General features: G+C 41.1%; 16 protein-coding genes and 1 pseudogene. 3 read left to right on the top strand and 14 right to left on the bottom strand.

Features of this window, described 5'->3' with window-relative positions; translation table 11 throughout:
• Window positions 1-141: 141 nt before the first annotated feature.
• The 5 genes and pseudogenes from GFB48_RS17690 to GFB48_RS09940 form a co-directional block, all read right to left on the bottom strand.
• Window positions 142-523, bottom strand: a pseudogene (locus tag GFB48_RS17690) (TonB-dependent receptor); the annotation flags it as partial.
• Window positions 524-658: 135 nt separating this feature from the next.
• Window positions 659-1,522: a class I SAM-dependent methyltransferase gene (locus GFB48_RS09955; RefSeq protein WP_163934740.1), complete on the bottom strand. Its 864-nt coding sequence runs from the start codon at window positions 1,520-1,522 to the stop codon at window positions 659-661.
• 56 nt (window positions 1,523-1,578) lie between these two features.
• Window positions 1,579-4,302: a TonB-dependent receptor gene (locus GFB48_RS09950; RefSeq protein WP_163934737.1), complete on the bottom strand. Its 2,724-nt coding sequence runs from the start codon at window positions 4,300-4,302 to the stop codon at window positions 1,579-1,581.
• Between the two features lie 225 nt (window positions 4,303-4,527).
• Entirely contained in the window at window positions 4,528-5,688 is a 1,161-nt protein-coding gene (gene galK, locus GFB48_RS09945) for a galactokinase (protein ID WP_163934734.1), read from the bottom strand.
• Between the two features lie 157 nt (window positions 5,689-5,845).
• Window positions 5,846-7,432: a cation:proton antiporter family protein gene (locus tag GFB48_RS09940; protein WP_163934731.1), complete on the bottom strand. Its 1,587-nt coding sequence runs from the start codon at window positions 7,430-7,432 to the stop codon at window positions 5,846-5,848.
• Window positions 7,433-7,503: 71 nt separating this feature from the next.
• Here GFB48_RS09940 and GFB48_RS09935 point away from each other — a divergent pair, with 71 nt between their 5' ends.
• Together GFB48_RS09935 and GFB48_RS09930 are read left to right on the top strand one after the other, a co-directional pair.
• Window positions 7,504-7,731 carry a DUF3820 family protein gene (locus tag GFB48_RS09935; protein WP_163934728.1) on the top strand — a complete coding sequence of 76 codons (228 nt, stop codon included), beginning with the start codon at window positions 7,504-7,506 and terminating at the stop codon, window positions 7,729-7,731.
• Window positions 7,732-7,964: 233 nt separating this feature from the next.
• Window positions 7,965-9,329 (top strand): YjiH family protein, encoded by a 1,365-nt coding sequence (locus GFB48_RS09930; RefSeq protein ID WP_163934725.1) that lies wholly within the window; start codon window positions 7,965-7,967, stop codon window positions 9,327-9,329.
• Between the two features lie 79 nt (window positions 9,330-9,408).
• Here the strand turns inward: GFB48_RS09930 and hemB are convergent, their stop codons facing one another.
• The 9 genes from hemB to rraA all read right to left on the bottom strand — a co-directional run bounded on the left by hemB (window position 9,409) and on the right by rraA (window position 15,840).
• Entirely contained in the window at window positions 9,409-10,419 is a 1,011-nt protein-coding gene (gene hemB / locus GFB48_RS09925; RefSeq protein ID WP_163934722.1) for a porphobilinogen synthase, read from the bottom strand.
• Window positions 10,420-10,437: 18 nt separating this feature from the next.
• The gene (locus GFB48_RS09920; protein WP_163934719.1) at window positions 10,438-10,872 is read right to left on the bottom strand and encodes a hypothetical protein; all 435 of its coding nucleotides are present in this window, start codon (window positions 10,870-10,872) and stop codon (window positions 10,438-10,440) included.
• 13 nt (window positions 10,873-10,885) lie between these two features.
• On the bottom strand, window positions 10,886-11,620 hold the full coding sequence (gene tatC, locus GFB48_RS09915; RefSeq protein ID WP_163934716.1) for a twin-arginine translocase subunit TatC: 735 nt from the start codon (window positions 11,618-11,620) through the stop codon (window positions 10,886-10,888).
• A gap of 3 nt (window positions 11,621-11,623) precedes the next feature.
• Complete coding sequence (tatB, locus tag GFB48_RS09910) at window positions 11,624-11,947, bottom strand: Sec-independent protein translocase protein TatB (protein WP_163934713.1); 324 nt, start codon at window positions 11,945-11,947, stop codon at window positions 11,624-11,626.
• A gap of 2 nt (window positions 11,948-11,949) precedes the next feature.
• Entirely contained in the window at window positions 11,950-12,174 is a 225-nt protein-coding gene (tatA, locus tag GFB48_RS09905; protein WP_163934710.1) for a twin-arginine translocase TatA/TatE family subunit, read from the bottom strand.
• A gap of 33 nt (window positions 12,175-12,207) precedes the next feature.
• Window positions 12,208-13,854, bottom strand: a complete 1,647-nt coding sequence (gene ubiB / locus GFB48_RS09900) for a ubiquinone biosynthesis regulatory protein kinase UbiB (RefSeq protein ID WP_163934707.1) — start codon at window positions 13,852-13,854, stop codon at window positions 12,208-12,210.
• A gap of 3 nt (window positions 13,855-13,857) precedes the next feature.
• A complete protein-coding gene (locus GFB48_RS09895) occupies window positions 13,858-14,463 on the bottom strand; it encodes an SCP2 domain-containing protein (RefSeq protein ID WP_163934704.1) in 606 nt (201 codons plus the stop codon).
• Complete coding sequence (ubiE, locus tag GFB48_RS09890) at window positions 14,463-15,218, bottom strand: bifunctional demethylmenaquinone methyltransferase/2-methoxy-6-polyprenyl-1,4-benzoquinol methylase UbiE (protein ID WP_163934701.1); 756 nt, start codon at window positions 15,216-15,218, stop codon at window positions 14,463-14,465. Before ubiE ends, GFB48_RS09895 begins: the two co-directional genes overlap by 1 nt.
• Window positions 15,219-15,354: 136 nt before the next feature.
• Window positions 15,355-15,840, bottom strand: coding sequence for a ribonuclease E activity regulator RraA (gene rraA / locus GFB48_RS09885; protein WP_163934698.1), 486 nt, complete (start codon window positions 15,838-15,840; stop codon window positions 15,355-15,357).
• Window positions 15,841-15,996: 156 nt separating this feature from the next.
• Here rraA and GFB48_RS09880 point away from each other — a divergent pair, with 156 nt between their 5' ends.
• Window positions 15,997-16,509: a phosphatase PAP2 family protein gene (locus tag GFB48_RS09880; protein WP_163934696.1), complete on the top strand. Its 513-nt coding sequence runs from the start codon at window positions 15,997-15,999 to the stop codon at window positions 16,507-16,509.
• Window positions 16,510-16,513: the final 4 nt, after the last annotated feature.

Below are 16,513 nucleotides of genomic sequence, written 5' to 3'. Positions count from 1 at the left end.
GGAATAACAATTAATTGAATAGTTTTAAAAAAGGCAGCTTAAAAGCTGCCTTTTTATTTGATGATTATAAGATGACGTAGAATGATACGCCTAAGTTAACGAATAAACCGTCTCCGATAACATCATAAGTATCGCATTGACGGCAACAACAGGGTTACGTTGACGACGCTTACCATTGACTAACACTAAGGTTGAATCAGAAGGCAGCCCACATAAATTCGCAGGCTGCATTAATGTTGCCGAATCAGAAATCGGTTGCGCACGAGAGTTAAATGAAGGTACCGCAGTTACTAACATATCAATCATTCAGTCGAGCCATATTTTGCCTAGCTCTTCTGCGTCAATAATATCAATATGTACTGGTGAGTCACCTACAGAGCGAGCCGCAGCTCGGGTACCAACTACCGCAATTTGCTCAATTTTTTCATTATTAGCGGTTGCTTCATCAGCAGCGGCTGTAAAACTTGCTCCGCCCAGTGCAACTGGTAACGGCTAGACTTACGGTCGTAAAGCCGTATTCAATATTATTTGAGCGTCAAGTTCAACTTCATTGCATGTAGCAAAAAAATTAATATCTATACCGGTTGGTTATAAGTAAAGCTGTTTTTTCGCATAATGCGCAATGATCGAAATTAAATGTTGCGTAAAGTGAAATTGATTAGTTTATTTGCAGCTGCCAGGCAAGTAAACCATTGTCAGGGCAAATTACCTCAGAATATGAGCTACAATAAGGCTTTGAGCTTAGAATGCTATCAAGTTGTTCGGCTGATTTTGCAGCATTCATCATCTCTAATAAACGTGCTTGAGATGCTTGAAACTCTTGCTGCCATTGCTGGATTAGCTTTTGTTTTTGATTCGAATTTAAGTTGCTTTGTATTAAACCAGCAAAACACTGACCAATGCCTGAATTATCAAAACCTTCACCATTTAATTTCACTAATGCATTCATCACCGAATTGAATTGTTTAAATGCTACAGATTTGGGATTAAATTCGACTAAAGCGGCAGTTGCTTTATTGAATAAATCCAATTCAAACATGGCATTAATGGTTGTTAAAATACTTTGATTGAGATTAATTAAAGTAGAGCCTTGGTGGTGGATGATAAAATGTGCTTTGCCGTGCGATTTTAGCACTCGATAAACTTCATCTAGGGCTAGGTCTAAATTGGCATATTCAATGCCAAAGGAAGAGGTGATGCAATCGAATTTTAGATCCGGATAGGGCAGTTTTTCACAATTGACTTGTGAATGAAACTCAATTTTGTCTAATAATGTTGGTTTGGGTTGTAGCTTGGCTAAATCGCAAGCAATAATAGATTTTGGAAGATCACAAAAGTTTAATGCTAGTTCAGCAATCGCACCATTCCCAGATGCTATATCTAGAATCGCAGCTGCGCATGGAGCTTGTTTAAAGATATTTTTCCAAAACTCAAATAAGACTCCTTCGTAATTATCTTTATAATCTTGGCTAAAAGAATGAAAGTTTCCTGCTTGCCAATAATTATCCCAGTGATTTGACATCTTTACTCCATTAAAAAAGGCTGCCGAAGCAGCCTTTACTTTACACTTAATAGTGATTAAAAGCTAATACTGTAATTAACTCGAACTTGACGTCCTAAGTTATTGTATAGCTCTGGGTAATCCCACGTACCGTTTGCTGACAATACTGGATCTTCATCAGTTAAGTTAGCAACAGAGGCTGTTACTTTACCAAATGGTGAAGCATAGTAAGCTGATACGTTGTGGATTAACCAAGAGTCTAGCTTACCAGTTGGATTGTTGTTGTCATCAAACTTATCTTCGTAAGTTGAGTGAGTGTAATTCGCATTGTAAGTTACACCAAAATCTGACCATGCGTAGCCAGAAGTGAATACCGATTTAAGCTTCGGTTGACCAGCCCAACCGGCAGTGTTACGAGCTGCGGTTCCAGCTTCAGCTTCATAAGAGTAATCCAAAGTGAAACTGTTAACCCAATTAAAGCTTAAATCACCAGGGCCTACTTCAAATGAAGCTTGATACGCAACGTCTACACCCTTGATTTGAAGTTTAGAAGCGTTGTCATAACCAGTACCTGCTTCTACTAAACGACCGCTAGTGCTTCGTAATAAGTAGAAAGTTGAAGCATCTGCAACAGCTTCACTGGTGGTAGACTGGAATGTACCGTTTTTCTCACCATTAATTAGACTTTGAACAGTACGAGTGTTAATTACGTTATCGATTTTTAGATCGAAGTAATCAACCTTAATCATGTTGTCCTCAATGAAGTCCCAAGCGAAACCGAAGTTGAAATAATCAGAAGTTTCTGGACCTAGATTTGGGTTAGACTTGTACCAAGTATCGAACTGTTGAGGCTGAGTACCACCATTTACAAAATCAATAGCGGATTCTGCAGAGAATGATGTTGCAGCATATAGTTGATCTAGTGCAGGTGCTCGGAAAGCTTCAGCGTAAGATGAACGAATAATTAGACCATCAACAAAACTTGGGCGGTAAGTAATACCAGCCTTTGGGGATGTTTGACCACCAAAATCAGAGTAATTATCGTAACGAGCAGCAAGAATAACTTCTACACCATCAAAAACTGGCAGGTTAGTTTCGAAAAATGCTGCATCAACAGTACGTTCGCCCGCAGCAGAGTTACCAGCAGACCCGCCTACAAGGCCAACTTCAGATTGGGCATCGTAGATTGAAGCATAACTTTGCTTGTATGTTTCAAAACCAAAGTAGTGGCCTGCTGTACCGCCTGGAAGTTCTAATGCGCTAAAGCCAAAACCAGCGTATAGCTGATCCATTACACCTTTATCATTTGTCAGTGTAGTCTGTTTTAGCATATCTGCATAACTAGCGTAATCACTTTCGTGGTTTTGATCGATGTATGCTTGACCGCCATAACTTAGGTAATATTCACCTACGTTTTTATTATCTTGAGTATTGTGGTGATAGTAAACTTCCCAGTTAGCATCCTCTAGGATGTCTAGTTCACCACGGAAACCCATAACGTAATCTTGAGTGTAATCATCTGAATTACCATCACGGTTACCCACATCAACCCAGCGCCAGTAGCCAGTTGTGCTTGTATAACCATTAGCTGGATCGTAAGCAATTACATTACCATCTTTATCTACAGGGTTGCCATCTGTATTACGAGGCACCCAAGACTGTCCAGGGTTGTTTGGGTCAGCAAAAGCTTCTGGGTTATCATCTGCAACCCCCCATGGATTTAGCGAGTTAGTCGCTTGCATGTTGCTCCAAGGAGCTGCCGGTGGAGCGTAACGACCAAATGAAGAATTTTTAACAACCATAGCACGACCAAACCACTCTACATTATCAGTAATTTGGTAATCAGCATCTACAAATACTGTGTTACGATCAATCGATGCCTTGTTGTAAGAAACGTTAGCATATGCAAATGCGCAGGCTTCACTTCCAGGGCCAAAAATCGAAGCATCTACAAGTGCAAATGTATCGTTTCCATATTGCTCGATTAATGAGTCACAGTTTGTTGCAGGTTTGATGTGCGATCCATCTGGTGCGTTAAGATTAGCACCGTAGTAACTCCAACCATCAGTATTAAAGTAAAGGCTTGAATCTGGGCCTATAGTAGAGGCTTTAGTAAAATCACGATCTTTATCTGCGATACCGTCACGTTTTTGCATATCAAATGCAAATGTAATACTACCTTTATCGTTTGTGGTACCTGCCACTACAGAAAATTCACGGCTGTTAATACCTTCATCACGTGTACGAGAACCAATTCCAGCATTAATGGTTACACCTTCAACTTCTTTTTTCATGATGATGTTAACTACACCAGCAATCGCGTCAGAGCCGTAAATCGAAGATGCACCATCAGTAAGAATTTCAATTCTTTGAACGGCAGCCATTGGGATGGCGTTAAGGTTGGCAGAAGCACCACCTAGGGTTGGTGAACCAACCATACGACGGCCATCAATAAGTACTAGAGTGCGACTTGAACCAGCGCCACGTAAGTTGATGGTTGCTTGTGATTGAGCTGAGCTACCTGAAGTTTCTGAGAAACTACCAAAAGAGTTTAAGTTAGAGTTACGAAGTGCATCAGCAACAGTAAAGTTACCTTCCAGCTTCATGTTTTCAGCTGTTAAAATAGTAACCGGACTTACACCTTCTAGGTCCGCACGCTTAATACGCGAACCCGTTACTTCAACGCGTTCTACTTCTTCAGCGGCTTCTTCAACAGCCAAAGCTGGAGCGGTATATGCAGTTGTCGCCGCACCACCGATTAAAGCTAAACGAATTGTTTTAGCCATAAATGAGCTTTTCATCTTATCATCTCCCTGTGATGAATTATTTTTCAGATGGGTTTTGTTTGAGTTTTGTATACAAACTCTTAACGATAACATCCTAGCAATATGGCCAACTGAATTGCAACAAAATATTTACAATGAAATAGATGTTGTTGAGAAAATAATTAATAAAGAGAGGCAATTAATAGAGAGTAATAAAAAAGCCAGCGATAACTGGCTGGCTAATTTATTAACAAAGTAGTTTTATAATTTAAATGCACCACTAGATGCTGTGCATAAATAAGTTTTCGTTTCTAGACCAGTATTTTTTACAAAATCGTTTTCTACAATATTAATCACTTTTTCAGTTAATTCATGTTCAACTAAAACCACAACACAACCCCCTACACCACCTCCGGTAACGCGAACACCGCCTTGATTGCCAATAGTATCGCTGAGCATTTCAACGAGATTATCAATTTCAGGGAGGCTTAAATCAAAGTCATCACGCATCGAGGCATGGGCATTTCTCATTAGCAAACTGAACTTATCGATTTGACCTCGTTTGAGGGCTTTGCTGGCCTGGTACACTCGATTATTTTCCGATATAACATGGTGTGCTCGTTTAAAAAGTATTGGATCGAGTTGGCTTTTGGCTGCGAGCAATTGCTCATAAGTGAGTTCTCGTAAACTGTTTAAGCCAAAAAAATCAACCACTTGCTTGCACTCTCGTTGGCGGTTGGCATAGTCGTTAGCTGTTCTGCTTAGAGAGACTTCAGGCTTTATGATCAATAAACTTAAGTTATCAGGTATTGAAACAGGCTGAGGGTCAAGGTCCATGCAATCAATAAGAAGAGCATGGCCTTCTTCGGCGCAAGCACTTGTAATGTGGTCCATGATGCCACATTCAAAACCAATGTATTGGCTTTCGGCGCGTTGGCATAGCTGTGCTAAAGCAAGGGGTGAGAGTTCAAGAGCTTGGCAATGATTCATTGCTTTGGCAAAACCGACTTCGAGTGCTGCTGATGAGGCTAAACCACATTTTACCGGCACATTGGAAGCGATGGCGATATTCATTCCTGCAATGTCTAGGCCGGTATCAATAAAAGAGCGGCAAACCCCTTTAAGATACTCTCCCCAGTTGCCATTGAGCTTTGAACTTGCTTGGAATTGATCGAGTTCATTGGCATGCCAGCTTAATGGGTCGCTATAGTGGTGAGATATCGCATTAAAATGTAAATCATCACGTTTAGAGATGGCGATGGCGGTATAAAGATTGATAGCAGTAGGGAGTACATAACCTTCATTATAATCGGTGTGACCACCAATCAGATTAACTCGTGCAGGCGCAATAAAAATAGCTTCTGGCTGACTTTTAAAATGTTTACTAAAAAGTGCACCTGCCAACTGCTCTGGGCTTTGCATTTAGATTGCTCCTATGCCAAAGGGCTTTTAAACTAAATTTAGCGCAGTTTTTACTTAACTGCGCTATCTAAGCCTTTCGGGGCTTAATGCTAATTAACATATAAAACAAGCGGCAGAAATCGCCCTTGATTTAGTTACCAGCAAAAATAATAACCCGTTATCTGGTCTGAGGTCTAGGCTGTTTTTTGATAAAATTTTCTGCAAAACCGGCACCGGCAGCTTGATAAAGATTATAAATATTATCGGCACCGAGTTCCTTTAGCTGTTTAGCTTCATCTTCAAATCTAGCAATGGCAGCTACTTGGCCCAAATAGCCACTGGCTCTAAGTTGCTCCAGTGCAAAAATGTTACCCATATGGTGTGGCATTGCCAGTAACACTAGTTGGCTACTGTGATGGCAAAGTTGATCCCAAAAATCTTTATCTGAAGCATCGCCGCAGATGACATTACGCCCTTGTTGTTGATGTTGTTCAACCAATTCTATCTTGTGGTCGATACCAAGGATATCATCATCATAAAACTTTTTGAGTTCATCATAGGCACCAGCGCCTACCCGCCCCATACCAAGTACTAAACATTTGTGGGTGCCAATTTGTAGTGGAATATCAAGCGGGTGCAGTGTAGATTTTTGGGCGGTAGAGAAAAATTTGGCAAATTTCTGATAAAGTTGTTCGTTGAGTATATTTAGCGGAGAGCTAATGATAAAGCTGATAGACAAGCTGATCGCGATCGCAGTAGCAAACTGGCTAGGCAGACTGCCAGCAGCGATGGCAATACTAATCACAATCAGGCCAAATTCACTGAAGTTAGTCAGTGCTAAACCTGTCATTAATGAGGTTCTGCCTCGAAACCCAAACCAATAGTTAGTTAAATAAAACACAATAAATTTAATGGGCAGCAATAGCAGTAAGATTAATCCTAGGTATAGATCGCTAAGGGTAGGTAAACCACTTAAACCTATCGTTAAAAAGAAGCCAATCAATAGTAGCTCCTTCAAACTTAATAAGGATTTTGCAAGTTCATTTGCTTTGGGGTGTGGCGCCAGTAAAACTCCCAAGAAAAGTGCGCCAAGATCTGGCTTAACCCCGAGTTGCTCGAACAACCAAGCGCCTAGAACAAAGGCACTAAATAGCCCAAATAAGACGAGCAGTTCACCATGGCCGACTTTATCTAAGATGCGATACAGTAGCGGTCTTGCCAGAGGAAGCAGTAACAAACCTAAGGCATAAATACTTGGCCATTGACCTTTACTGGCGGTCATATAAATTACAGCAAAAATATCCTGCATAATCAGAATGCCAATAGCAATCTGTCCATAAAGGGCTGCCATATCCCCCTTATCTTCTAGGGTTTTCACCGCAAAAACAGTACTTGAGAAACTTAGAGCAAAGCTGATAAGCAACAACTGATTCAGGTTTAAGCCCTCTATTGCTGTTAGCCCTATCCATGCCATACATTTCAGTAAACCCAAAGTCACTAAAATAGAAGCTGAAAATGTTAGACTTGCCCCCGCCCAAATTTCTTTTTGCAAAAGACTTTTGATATCTAGTTTTAAGCCGATAGCAAACAGTAGTAAGGTAATACCGATCTCGGCAATATGTTCAATAATACTTAATTGTTGCAAATCTAAGCCAAAGGAAAAGAGGGCAAAGCCAGCAATCAGGTAGCCAATCATCGGCGGTAAGCCTATGCGGCTGAACAGTAATCCGCAAGCAAAAGTGGTGAGTAATACAGCAGCTTCCATGGTTTATCCCAGCAGTACACAAGTGGTACAAAATATTAAAATTCTTTCAACATTATAAAGAGCTTAAGCTTATGAATAAAGCAGATGCACAGCAGCAGAAGTTTATTAACGCCTTAAACCAAGCCATGCCATTTGGTAAATATAAAGGCGTGCCGTTATTAAAGCTGCCAGAACCTTATCTAGTATGGTGGCACAGTAACGGATTTCCTGAGGGAACGTTGGGGCAGCAACTGGCATTAGTATATGAAATTAAATTAAATGGCCTAGAAACAGAATTTTATCATTTATTAAATAGTTAGCTTTAGTTAAGCTGGCACTTAATTTCCTTTTGTGGTGATGTCTTTAATTTTGTGGGTATTGAATACTTAAAGTTTTAAATTATTTGTATATGCATTATTTGGCAATAAATATGAATAATAAGTCACACTTTGGGGTAAGTGGGGGTTTACTTATTTACGATTTAAGGTAATCTTCGCGCAGCTTATAAAATACAGAGCCTGTTTGCTAAATAAACAGAATATTAGGTTGAAGTATGAAAAACCCAAAACAGAATAAATCTTACTCAATGACGACTTTAGTTACGTTTTTGATCCCTTCCATTATTGGTATTTTATTATTCATGACTCCAGTAAGTTATGAAGGGAATATCACGATACCAATTGCTATTTTGGCGAAAGGGATTCAAGCATTAGTGGGCGATTATGCGACTTTAGTATTGACAGTGGTGGTTTCTATCACAGGTGTAGCCAGTTTGATTTATAAGCTAAGTAAACCAAGCTTTATCAAGTCAGGCTCTTTCTTAGAGCAGTTGCTAAGCGTTAGTTTGCCTTGGCTGTTAGTAAGATTGGTGGGCATGGTATTTGCGTTAGCGACTTATTTTAAATTGGGTCATGAAGCTATCTATAGTGCAGATACTGGCGGCTTAGTTTTTGGCGATCTGATGCCTGTGCTGTTCTCTGTTTTTATCTTAGCTGGCTTACTTTTGCCATTGTTACTGAATTTTGGTTTGTTGGAGCTATTTGGTATTTTGCTAACTAAGGTTATGCGCCCTGTTTTCAACTTACCTGGCCGTAGTGCAATTGATTCATTGGCGTCTTGGTTAGGCGATGGCAGCGTGGGTATTTTGCTGACTTCTAAGCAGTATGAAGAAAAGTATTATACTCAGAGGGAAGCGGCAGTCATCGGTACTACATTCTCAGCAGTATCAATTACCTTTTCTTTAGTGGTGTTGGCGCAAGTTAACTTAGAGCATTTATTTGTTCCTTTCTATTTTGCTATTTGTTTGGCAGGAGTAGCCGCAGCTATTATTGTTCCAAGATTGCCACCGCTCTCTAATAAACAAGATCTTTATATTGATGGCAGTCAACCGCAACAGGAAAATGAGGTGATACCGGCGGGTTATAGCACGGTAGGTTATGGCTTTGAAATGGCGCTTAAACGTGCTGAGACTGTGCCTAGTTTAGCAAGTGTGGCAAAGGATGGCGTAAAAAATGCTATCGATATGGTTTTCGGTGTATTGCCTGTAGTAATGGCCATTGGTACTACCGCGCTGATGATTGCCACATACACACCTGTTTTTGATTGGTTAGGCATGCCGTTTATTCCATTGTTTGAATTATTGGCTATACCACAGCCAATTGAAGCCGCTAAGACGGTTATGGTGGGTTTCTCAGACATGTTTGTACCTTCTATTTTGGCCACCAGTATCGAGGCTGACATGACTCGCTTTGTGATTGCGGCGATGTCGGTAACACAGTTGATTTATATGTCTGAAGTAGGTGCACTGTTATTAGGTTCTAAGATCCCAGTAAAACTATGGGAACTGTTTGTAATCTTTATCCTTCGTACCTTGGTCACCCTGCCTGTAGTAGCAGGCGTGGCGCACCTCGTATTCTAAATTAGTCTATATATAGCGGATACAAAAAAGCCTGCTCTGAGAGATTACAGAGCAGGCTTTTGTCGATTCAGGGGCTAGCTTAGCTTTGTTGTTTTAACCACTGGGCTACACGCTTAGCGAAGTAAGTTAAAATGCCATCGGCGCCAGCGCGTTTAAAGCACAGCAGAGATTCCATTACAATGGGTTTCTCAGCTAACCAGCCTTTCTCAATCGCCGCCATATGCATGGCGTACTCGCCACTGACTTGATAGGCAAAGGTAGGCACTTTGAATTCGTCTTTAACGCGGCGAACAATGTCTAGATATGGCATACCTGGTTTAACCATCACCATATCTGCGCCCTCTTGAATGTCTAATGCAACTTCATACAGAGCTTCATCAGAGTTGGCTGGGTCCATTTGGTAGCTGTGCTTGTTGCCGCCTTTTAGGTTGCTCGCAGAGCCTACGGCATCACGGAATGGACCATAATAGCTCGAGCTGTATTTGGCTGAGTAGGCCATAATTTGGGTGTTGATGTGGCCTGCAGCTTCTAGCGCTTCTCTAATTGCACCAATACGACCATCCATCATATCAGATGGAGCAACAATATCGGCACCCGCTTCAGCATGGGAAAGGGCTTGTTTTACTAGGATTTCAGTGGTTATGTCATTTAGGATGTAACCTTCGTCATCAATAATGCCATCTTGTCCATGGGTCGTGAAAGGATCGAGGGCGACATCAGTGATCACTCCTAGCTCTGGACAGGCTTGCTTTAACGCTCGCACCGCTTTTTGAGCCAGACCATCTGGGTTGAAGGCTTCTTCAGCAAGCAGCGATTTTTTCTCTTGGGGGGTTACAGGGAATAGTGCAATGGCAGGTATGCCAAGTTCGACCAACTCTTTTGCTTCATCAATCAACAAGTCGATGGAAACACGCTCTACACCAGGCATTGAATCCACCGCTTCGCGACGGCCGTTACCTTCTAAAATGAACATAGGGTAAATCAGGTCATTGACAGTAACTTGGTTTTCTTGCACTAGGCGTCTGCTAAAGTCATTTTTGCGTAAACGGCGCATGCGTTTATTAGGGAAGCCACTGGTAATGATGTTCATAAATTACTCCGCTAGTATTTATTTTATTCTTTTCACTCGGGTGCGTTTGTTTATGCCTTCTTGGCTTAACCAAAATGAACCTAATGCACCATCTGAAATGATCACATTTTTGGTGTGATCTAATTTTAAATAAGCCTTTTCCTTCTGCTGCCATATCTGACCGTTATCTAAGGTCCAAATATAGTATCCATAGGCATTTTTCTTTTGTTTAACGACCTTGGCCGCGATTTGGTCTACAGCCTCAGCAGGTTTTTGCTTCAGCCCATAACTGCTTACTGGGTTACTGTTGTTTAACGTTGTAGTTGAAGTCTCTGTGTGGTTGCTATTAATTTGGTCATAGCACATAAGTCGTTTTAAAGAGTCTTGCTGTTGGCGACAATCCAACAAAGATTGTTCAATATTATTGGCCAAAGCAATGGGCGATATTAGGGCTAGCAAAGTAATTAAGCGCATAAAAATCCTTTTATTATTCCGTGGTTGCGGGTTGCTCAGGTTTTGAATATAGGCGAGCAACAACAAGACCAATCTCAAACAGCAGCAGCATAGGAACAGCCAGTAAGGTTTGTGAAATCACATCCGGTGGGGTGAGTAACATGCCAATGGTAAAAGCGGCCACCACAATATAGGGGCGCTTTGCTGCTAATGAATCGGCTTCTGTCACACCAGCCCAGCATAATAACACCACGGCTATGGGGATCTCAAAGGCTAGCCCAAAGGCAAAAAACATTTTAAGAATAAAACTAAGATAAGTAGAAATATCTGTCGCTATCTCAACCCCTTCAGGGGCGACACTGGTAAAGAATCCAAAAATAACCGGAAACACTAAGAAATACGCAAAAGCGATGCCTGCGTAGAACAAAATGGTAGAACTTAACAATAAGGGAAAAATTAACTTTTTCTCATGTTTATATAAAGCGGGTGCGATAAAGGCCCAGACTTGATAGAGCACATAAGGAATCGCTAAAAAGAAAGCTAAAAATAAGGTTAATTTAATGGGGGCAAAAAGAGGATCTGTAACATCAATAGCAATCATTGACGTGCCTTCTGGCAAAACTTGTTGCAAAGGTTCAGAAACAAAATGATAGATGTCTTGAGCCCAATAGGCCATGCCGATAAACAGCAATAGCACACAGGCAACCGCTTTTAGCAGCCTGTTTCTAAGTTCAAGTAAGTGGCTGATTAAAGGCAACGAAGCTGACATAATTTATTCTTTCGGTTTATCGTTGGGAACGTCTTGATAGGGACGATTGACATCTGCAGCCGCTTGCTGCAATTGTTCGACTGACTGTTGTAATTCCGGTGATAAATTTTCAAGACCCAGTTCTTCTGCTTTTTTTAGGTCTTTATGAAGTTTATCTATTTTTAACTCATGTTCTAGCTCATCTCGAACGGAGCCAGCCATACGCTTGATGGCACGAATCCAACTCGCGACACTCCTCACAGCATGGGGAAGTCTTTCTGGGCCAAGCACAACCAAGCCAATGATCATGATAACCAGCAGTTCCATAAAGCCGATGCCATCGAACATTTTTAAGCCTTATCTTTTGCTTTTTCAGCTTCGGTCTTTTGTTGATTGGCAGTTTGCTGTTCAGCTAAAGTTTTAGGCTCGTTTGCTTCTTCATCTTTGATCGCTTTTTTGAAGCCTTTGATGGCTCCACCTAAGTCACCACCAAGTCCTTTTAGTTTTTTAGTACCAAAAAGTAAAATAATGATTACTGCAATGATAAGTAGTTGCCAAATACCGATATTTCCCATGTTAAGGTCCTAATGTCTTCTTAATATATAAGGTTAAAGTTTATCTTTTTCTGGGCGGCTTAGCCAACCTTTAATCCATAGTGCAGTGGCAATTACCCCTAAAGCAATATTCGCCCATTCAGGTAGTTGATATGGATGCAGTAAAGGGATAGTTAAAAAGCCTACTAAGCCACTAAAAAAATAGTAGTTACTGGTAATTTTTTTCCTTTGAAAACTTAAAAATTGATTCAGCATTTGTTGTTGGGACTGCAGCAGTCCACGCCCCATTTTTAAGTTATCGACTAATAACTCTGGTAACTGGGGGAGATGTTCCAACCAACTTGGTAACTGTTGTTTTACCTTTTGGTATTGGGCTTTAACGCCAATTTGCGATTGCAGCCAACTCTCAAGGAAAGGTTTAGCGGTTTGCCATAAATCCAGTTGAGGGTAAAGCTGACGACCAAGTCCTTCTACATAAAGTAAAGTTTTCTGTAACAAAATCAGTTGTGGTTGAACGATCAGTTCAAAATCACGAGCAACACTAAATAGTTCTAATAGCACTTGGCCAAAGGAGATTTCAGCAAGAGGCTTATCAGCTAATGGTTGGCAGATGCGAGTGACCGCACGTTCAAAAGCCATTTTGTCAGTGTTATCACTTACCCAACCTTGCTCAATAAATAAATGTGCGAGTTTGCTGTAGTTGTGATTAAAAAATGCTAGGAAGACATCAGCAATTAAGCGTTTATCCTGTTCATCTAATTGACCTACGATTCCATAATCTATGCCAATATAGTGGGGATCTTCAGGCTTTTCGTAGGCCACAAAAATATTGCCTGGGTGCATGTCGGCATGGAAAAAATTATCTCTAAATACTTGAGTAAAGAAAACTTCAACTCCGCGCTCTGCTAATAACTTCAAGTCTGTGCCTTGTTCTTTTAGGGCGGCGATATCAGCTACTGGAATACCGTATATTCGTTCCATGACCATAAGTCTTGAATGGCACAGTTCATCATAAACTTTAGGGACATATAACGCATTGGAATCCTTGAAATTATTTTTAATGATGGTGGCGTTTTCCGCTTCAAGTGTTAGGTTAAGTTCTTTTAATAAAGTGCTCTGATAATCTTCAATCACTTCCTTCAATCTTAACCTTTTGGCTTGGCGCACCCACTTATCAATTAGACTGGTGCTTAGTAGCAGTAAATCAAGGTCTGCATATATTTGTTTTTCGATCTCTGGACGCAGCACTTTGAGAACCACTTCGCTATCGTTTTGTTTGAGCTTGGCAGTATGCACCTGAGCAATTGAGGCGCTCGCTAATGGAGTGCTATTAAAGTCATAAAAATACTGGTCAATACTACAGCCAAGTTCAGATTCTATTTCAGCAATAGCCTGCTCACCTGAAAATGGTGGCACGTCATCCTGTAACTTCGACAGTTCATAAGCCCATTGCTCGTCAAGCAAATCTTTACGGGTCGATAGCATCTGCCCTAGCTTGATATGAATCGGCCCTAATGTTTCTAGGGTTAGGCGAAGGCGTTCGGCAGGATGTTTGTCGGCATGGCGATTCCGTAGCCAAAAAAATAACTGTCTGACAATACGAATACTGATAGGCAGTTTTGACCATACTAATTCATCCAGGCCATGTTGTAAGATCGCTCGAATAATTTGATATCCGCGTCGTATGCTAGAAAAAACCATAATTTAGGACTTTAAACTCTTGAACAGTTGTTCGATATGTTGAGTCTGTTGTTCAAGCTCAAGCAGTTGTTGTTTGAACAGACTAAGCTCAGCGTTTCTTGGCAGCAGTTGATACTCTTCTTGTAATAGATCGGTAGTATGTTCAACCGTATCTTGATGGAGTTGGCTCAATTTACTTTGTAAGGTAAGCGCCCCTTGTTCTAGCAAACCTAGAATATTATCACTCAAATAGGGGGAAAGGTTGTCAAACCAATCTATGTCAAGATTATTAATTAATGCACCAAAAGCTTGAAGGGTTGGCAAATCACCTTCGAGTAAAATTTTATCTTGTTTAATGAGCTCGGTGAGCACGTTAGCCTGGTGTAATTGTGACAAATCTTTGATGGATAACTGCACCATAACATCAGGACTATGCTCATATTGTCCCATTACCGAGACTTGCTGGTAAAAACCGATATATAGGGGCCAAGGCGCCTCAGAAAGCTGTATCGCAATGACCTTACCAGCAAGGGAATGATCATAATTGCTGTCTCTTCTAGTTTGTTGCAAGAGATGGTTTAAGGTTTTCTCTAGTGCAATAGTGACTAGCGCTGGAGCCCCGAGTTTCATTAGTATTTGTAGCCCCGATGTAGTGCAACAATACCATTGGTCATATTGATATAGTCAGTTTGGTCAAAACCAGCGCTGTCCATCATCGCTTTTAGCGTTTCTTGGTCTGGATGCATACGGATAGATTCCGCTAAGTATTGGTAACTTTCAGCGTCATTAGCCACCAGTTGCCCCATTTTAGGCAGGAGGTTAAAACTATAGAAATCATAAGCCTTATTCATAAGCTCAGAAGTAGGCTTAGAAAACTCTAATACCAGCAATTTACCGCCAGGTTTAAGCACGCGGTACATTGATCGTAAAGCCGCATCTTTATCCGTCACATTTCTTAAGCCAAAGGCAATGGTAATAATGTCAAAATGATTATCAGGGAACGGCAGTGCTTCGGCGTTGGCTTGCACATATTGCACATTACCTACAATGCCGCGGTTTTGCAGTTTAGCGCGACCAACCTTTAGCATGGACTCATTAATATCGGCCAAAATGACTTTGCCTGTTGCACCAACAATATTGGCAAATTTAGCGGTTAGATCACCGGTACCGCCGGCTAAGTCTAAAACCTTCATGCCTGGGCGAGCTGCTGCTGCATCAATGGTATGCTTTTTCCAAAGTCTATGAACGCCAAATGACATAAAATCATTCATGACGTCATATTTAGCCGCAACTGAATGGAATACATCGGCTACCATATCAACCTTATCGTTGGTCTCTACAGTTTTAAATCCAAAATGAGTGGTATCTTTATGTTCGTTTGCCATAGCAAATCCTGTGCAGTAAAAAAGGTGCTAGCCCTAAAATTTGTCTGCGTGCATTACACCATAGCTGGTGGCCTAAATGAAGTAAAAGCAGCCAATTGGGCTGCTTAGTGTGTGAAAAATGTTGTCAGATTATTGATTAATCGATATCGAGTGGATCTGGGGATAAAATGATGCCGGTATTATCACAATAGATATGGTCATCGGGTATAAAAGTCACGCCACCAAAATTCACTGCCACATCAATTTCGCCCACGCCTTTGGTGTCAGCGCGTACCGGAATGGCAGCAATAGCCTGAATACCGATATCGATATCCTCCAAGGCATTAACATTGCGAACGCAACCATTAACGACAATACCTTCCCAGCCATTGTCAAAGGCTAATTGGGCGACTTCAACATCAACCAATGCTCTTCTTAAGGAGCCGCCGCCGTCAACTAATAGCACTTTACCGGCACCAGGCTGAGCAAGCACTTCAAGTAATAACCCTAGGTCCTCATGGCATTTGATGGTTGTGATAGTGCCACCAAAAGAATCAACGCCACCATAATTGCCAAGGATGGGCTCTAAAACATCAACGCTGTCGATATAGATATCACAAAGTTCAGAGGTATTATATTTCATAGTGGTAAGCCTTGTTTTCAATTGCAACAAGTATATATGCCAATTTACAGTACGTAAAATAAGGATTTTGGGTTGTCATAATTATTTAGCAAAGTTTTCACAGGAGTGTCATTGAAGCCATCTAAGGTGAGTTAAAAATCATAGAAGGTTTGGATTATGTTGAAAAAAGCTTTAAGGGTCGACCAACAAATATTCTTGTGGTTGGCCAAGGTTAATCACACCAACAATGGAGCTAGGCTGGCTACAGCTGTTTCGAAAAGTGGCGATGGTTACTGCTATTTTATGCTTGCCCTCGGATGCTATTGCTTTTCTCCTCGAGGAGAACATTTTTTTACCCTAATACTGATGGCTTTTGCTATTGAGTTGCCCTTATACGTCATCATAAAGAATGCAGTTAAGCGGCCAAGACCATTTGACGTTGTCGCTGGGGTAACTGCGATCATTACCCCTTCCGATAAATTTAGCCTGCCTTCTGGGCATACTGCAGCGGCGATGGTAATGGCGACATCAACCTTGATTGTTTACCCAGATTATTTTGCTGCAAGTTTTATCTGGGCGGCAGCAGTAGCTATCTCAAGAGTTGTGTTAGGTGTTCACTATCCTAGCGATTTAGTGGCTGGTGGGTTTTTAGGTGGTTCCGCAGTTTATATCGCCAATCTATTGGTGTAGGACG

The sequence above is a fragment of the Paraferrimonas sp. SM1919 genome, from assembly GCF_010993985.1.
In the GTDB taxonomy this organism is placed as follows: domain Bacteria; phylum Pseudomonadota; class Gammaproteobacteria; order Enterobacterales; family Shewanellaceae; genus SM1919.
The sequence above is the reverse complement of the archived record's forward strand: the minus strand, read 5'-3'. Positions and strand labels throughout refer to the sequence as shown.

Excerpts from the sequence above, each read along its gene's own strand:
- GFB48_RS09955 (WP_163934740.1), bottom strand. The coding sequence starts at position 1,522 with ATGTCAAATCACTGGGATAATTATTGGCAAGCAGGAAACTTTCATTCT.
- GFB48_RS09950 (WP_163934737.1), bottom strand. The coding sequence starts at position 4,302 with ATGAAAAGCTCATTTATGGCTAAAACAATTCGTTTAGCTTTAATCGGT.
- galK (WP_163934734.1), bottom strand. The coding sequence starts at position 5,688 with ATGCAAAGCCCAGAGCAGTTGGCAGGTGCACTTTTTAGTAAACATTTT.
- GFB48_RS09940 (WP_163934731.1), bottom strand. The coding sequence starts at position 7,432 with ATGGAAGCTGCTGTATTACTCACCACTTTTGCTTGCGGATTACTGTTC.
- GFB48_RS09935 (WP_163934728.1), top strand. The coding sequence starts at position 7,504 with ATGAATAAAGCAGATGCACAGCAGCAGAAGTTTATTAACGCCTTAAAC.
- GFB48_RS09930 (WP_163934725.1), top strand. The coding sequence starts at position 7,965 with ATGAAAAACCCAAAACAGAATAAATCTTACTCAATGACGACTTTAGTT.
- hemB (WP_163934722.1), bottom strand. The coding sequence starts at position 10,419 with ATGAACATCATTACCAGTGGCTTCCCTAATAAACGCATGCGCCGTTTA.
- GFB48_RS09920 (WP_163934719.1), bottom strand. The coding sequence starts at position 10,872 with ATGCGCTTAATTACTTTGCTAGCCCTAATATCGCCCATTGCTTTGGCC.
- tatC (WP_163934716.1), bottom strand. The coding sequence starts at position 11,620 with ATGTCAGCTTCGTTGCCTTTAATCAGCCACTTACTTGAACTTAGAAAC.
- tatB (WP_163934713.1), bottom strand. The coding sequence starts at position 11,947 with ATGTTCGATGGCATCGGCTTTATGGAACTGCTGGTTATCATGATCATT.
- tatA (WP_163934710.1), bottom strand. The coding sequence starts at position 12,174 with ATGGGAAATATCGGTATTTGGCAACTACTTATCATTGCAGTAATCATT.
- ubiB (WP_163934707.1), bottom strand. The coding sequence starts at position 13,854 with ATGGTTTTTTCTAGCATACGACGCGGATATCAAATTATTCGAGCGATC.
- GFB48_RS09895 (WP_163934704.1), bottom strand. The coding sequence starts at position 14,463 with ATGAAACTCGGGGCTCCAGCGCTAGTCACTATTGCACTAGAGAAAACC.
- ubiE (WP_163934701.1), bottom strand. The coding sequence starts at position 15,218 with ATGGCAAACGAACATAAAGATACCACTCATTTTGGATTTAAAACTGTA.
- rraA (WP_163934698.1), bottom strand. The coding sequence starts at position 15,840 with ATGAAATATAATACCTCTGAACTTTGTGATATCTATATCGACAGCGTT.
- GFB48_RS09880 (WP_163934696.1), top strand. The coding sequence starts at position 15,997 with ATGTTGAAAAAAGCTTTAAGGGTCGACCAACAAATATTCTTGTGGTTG.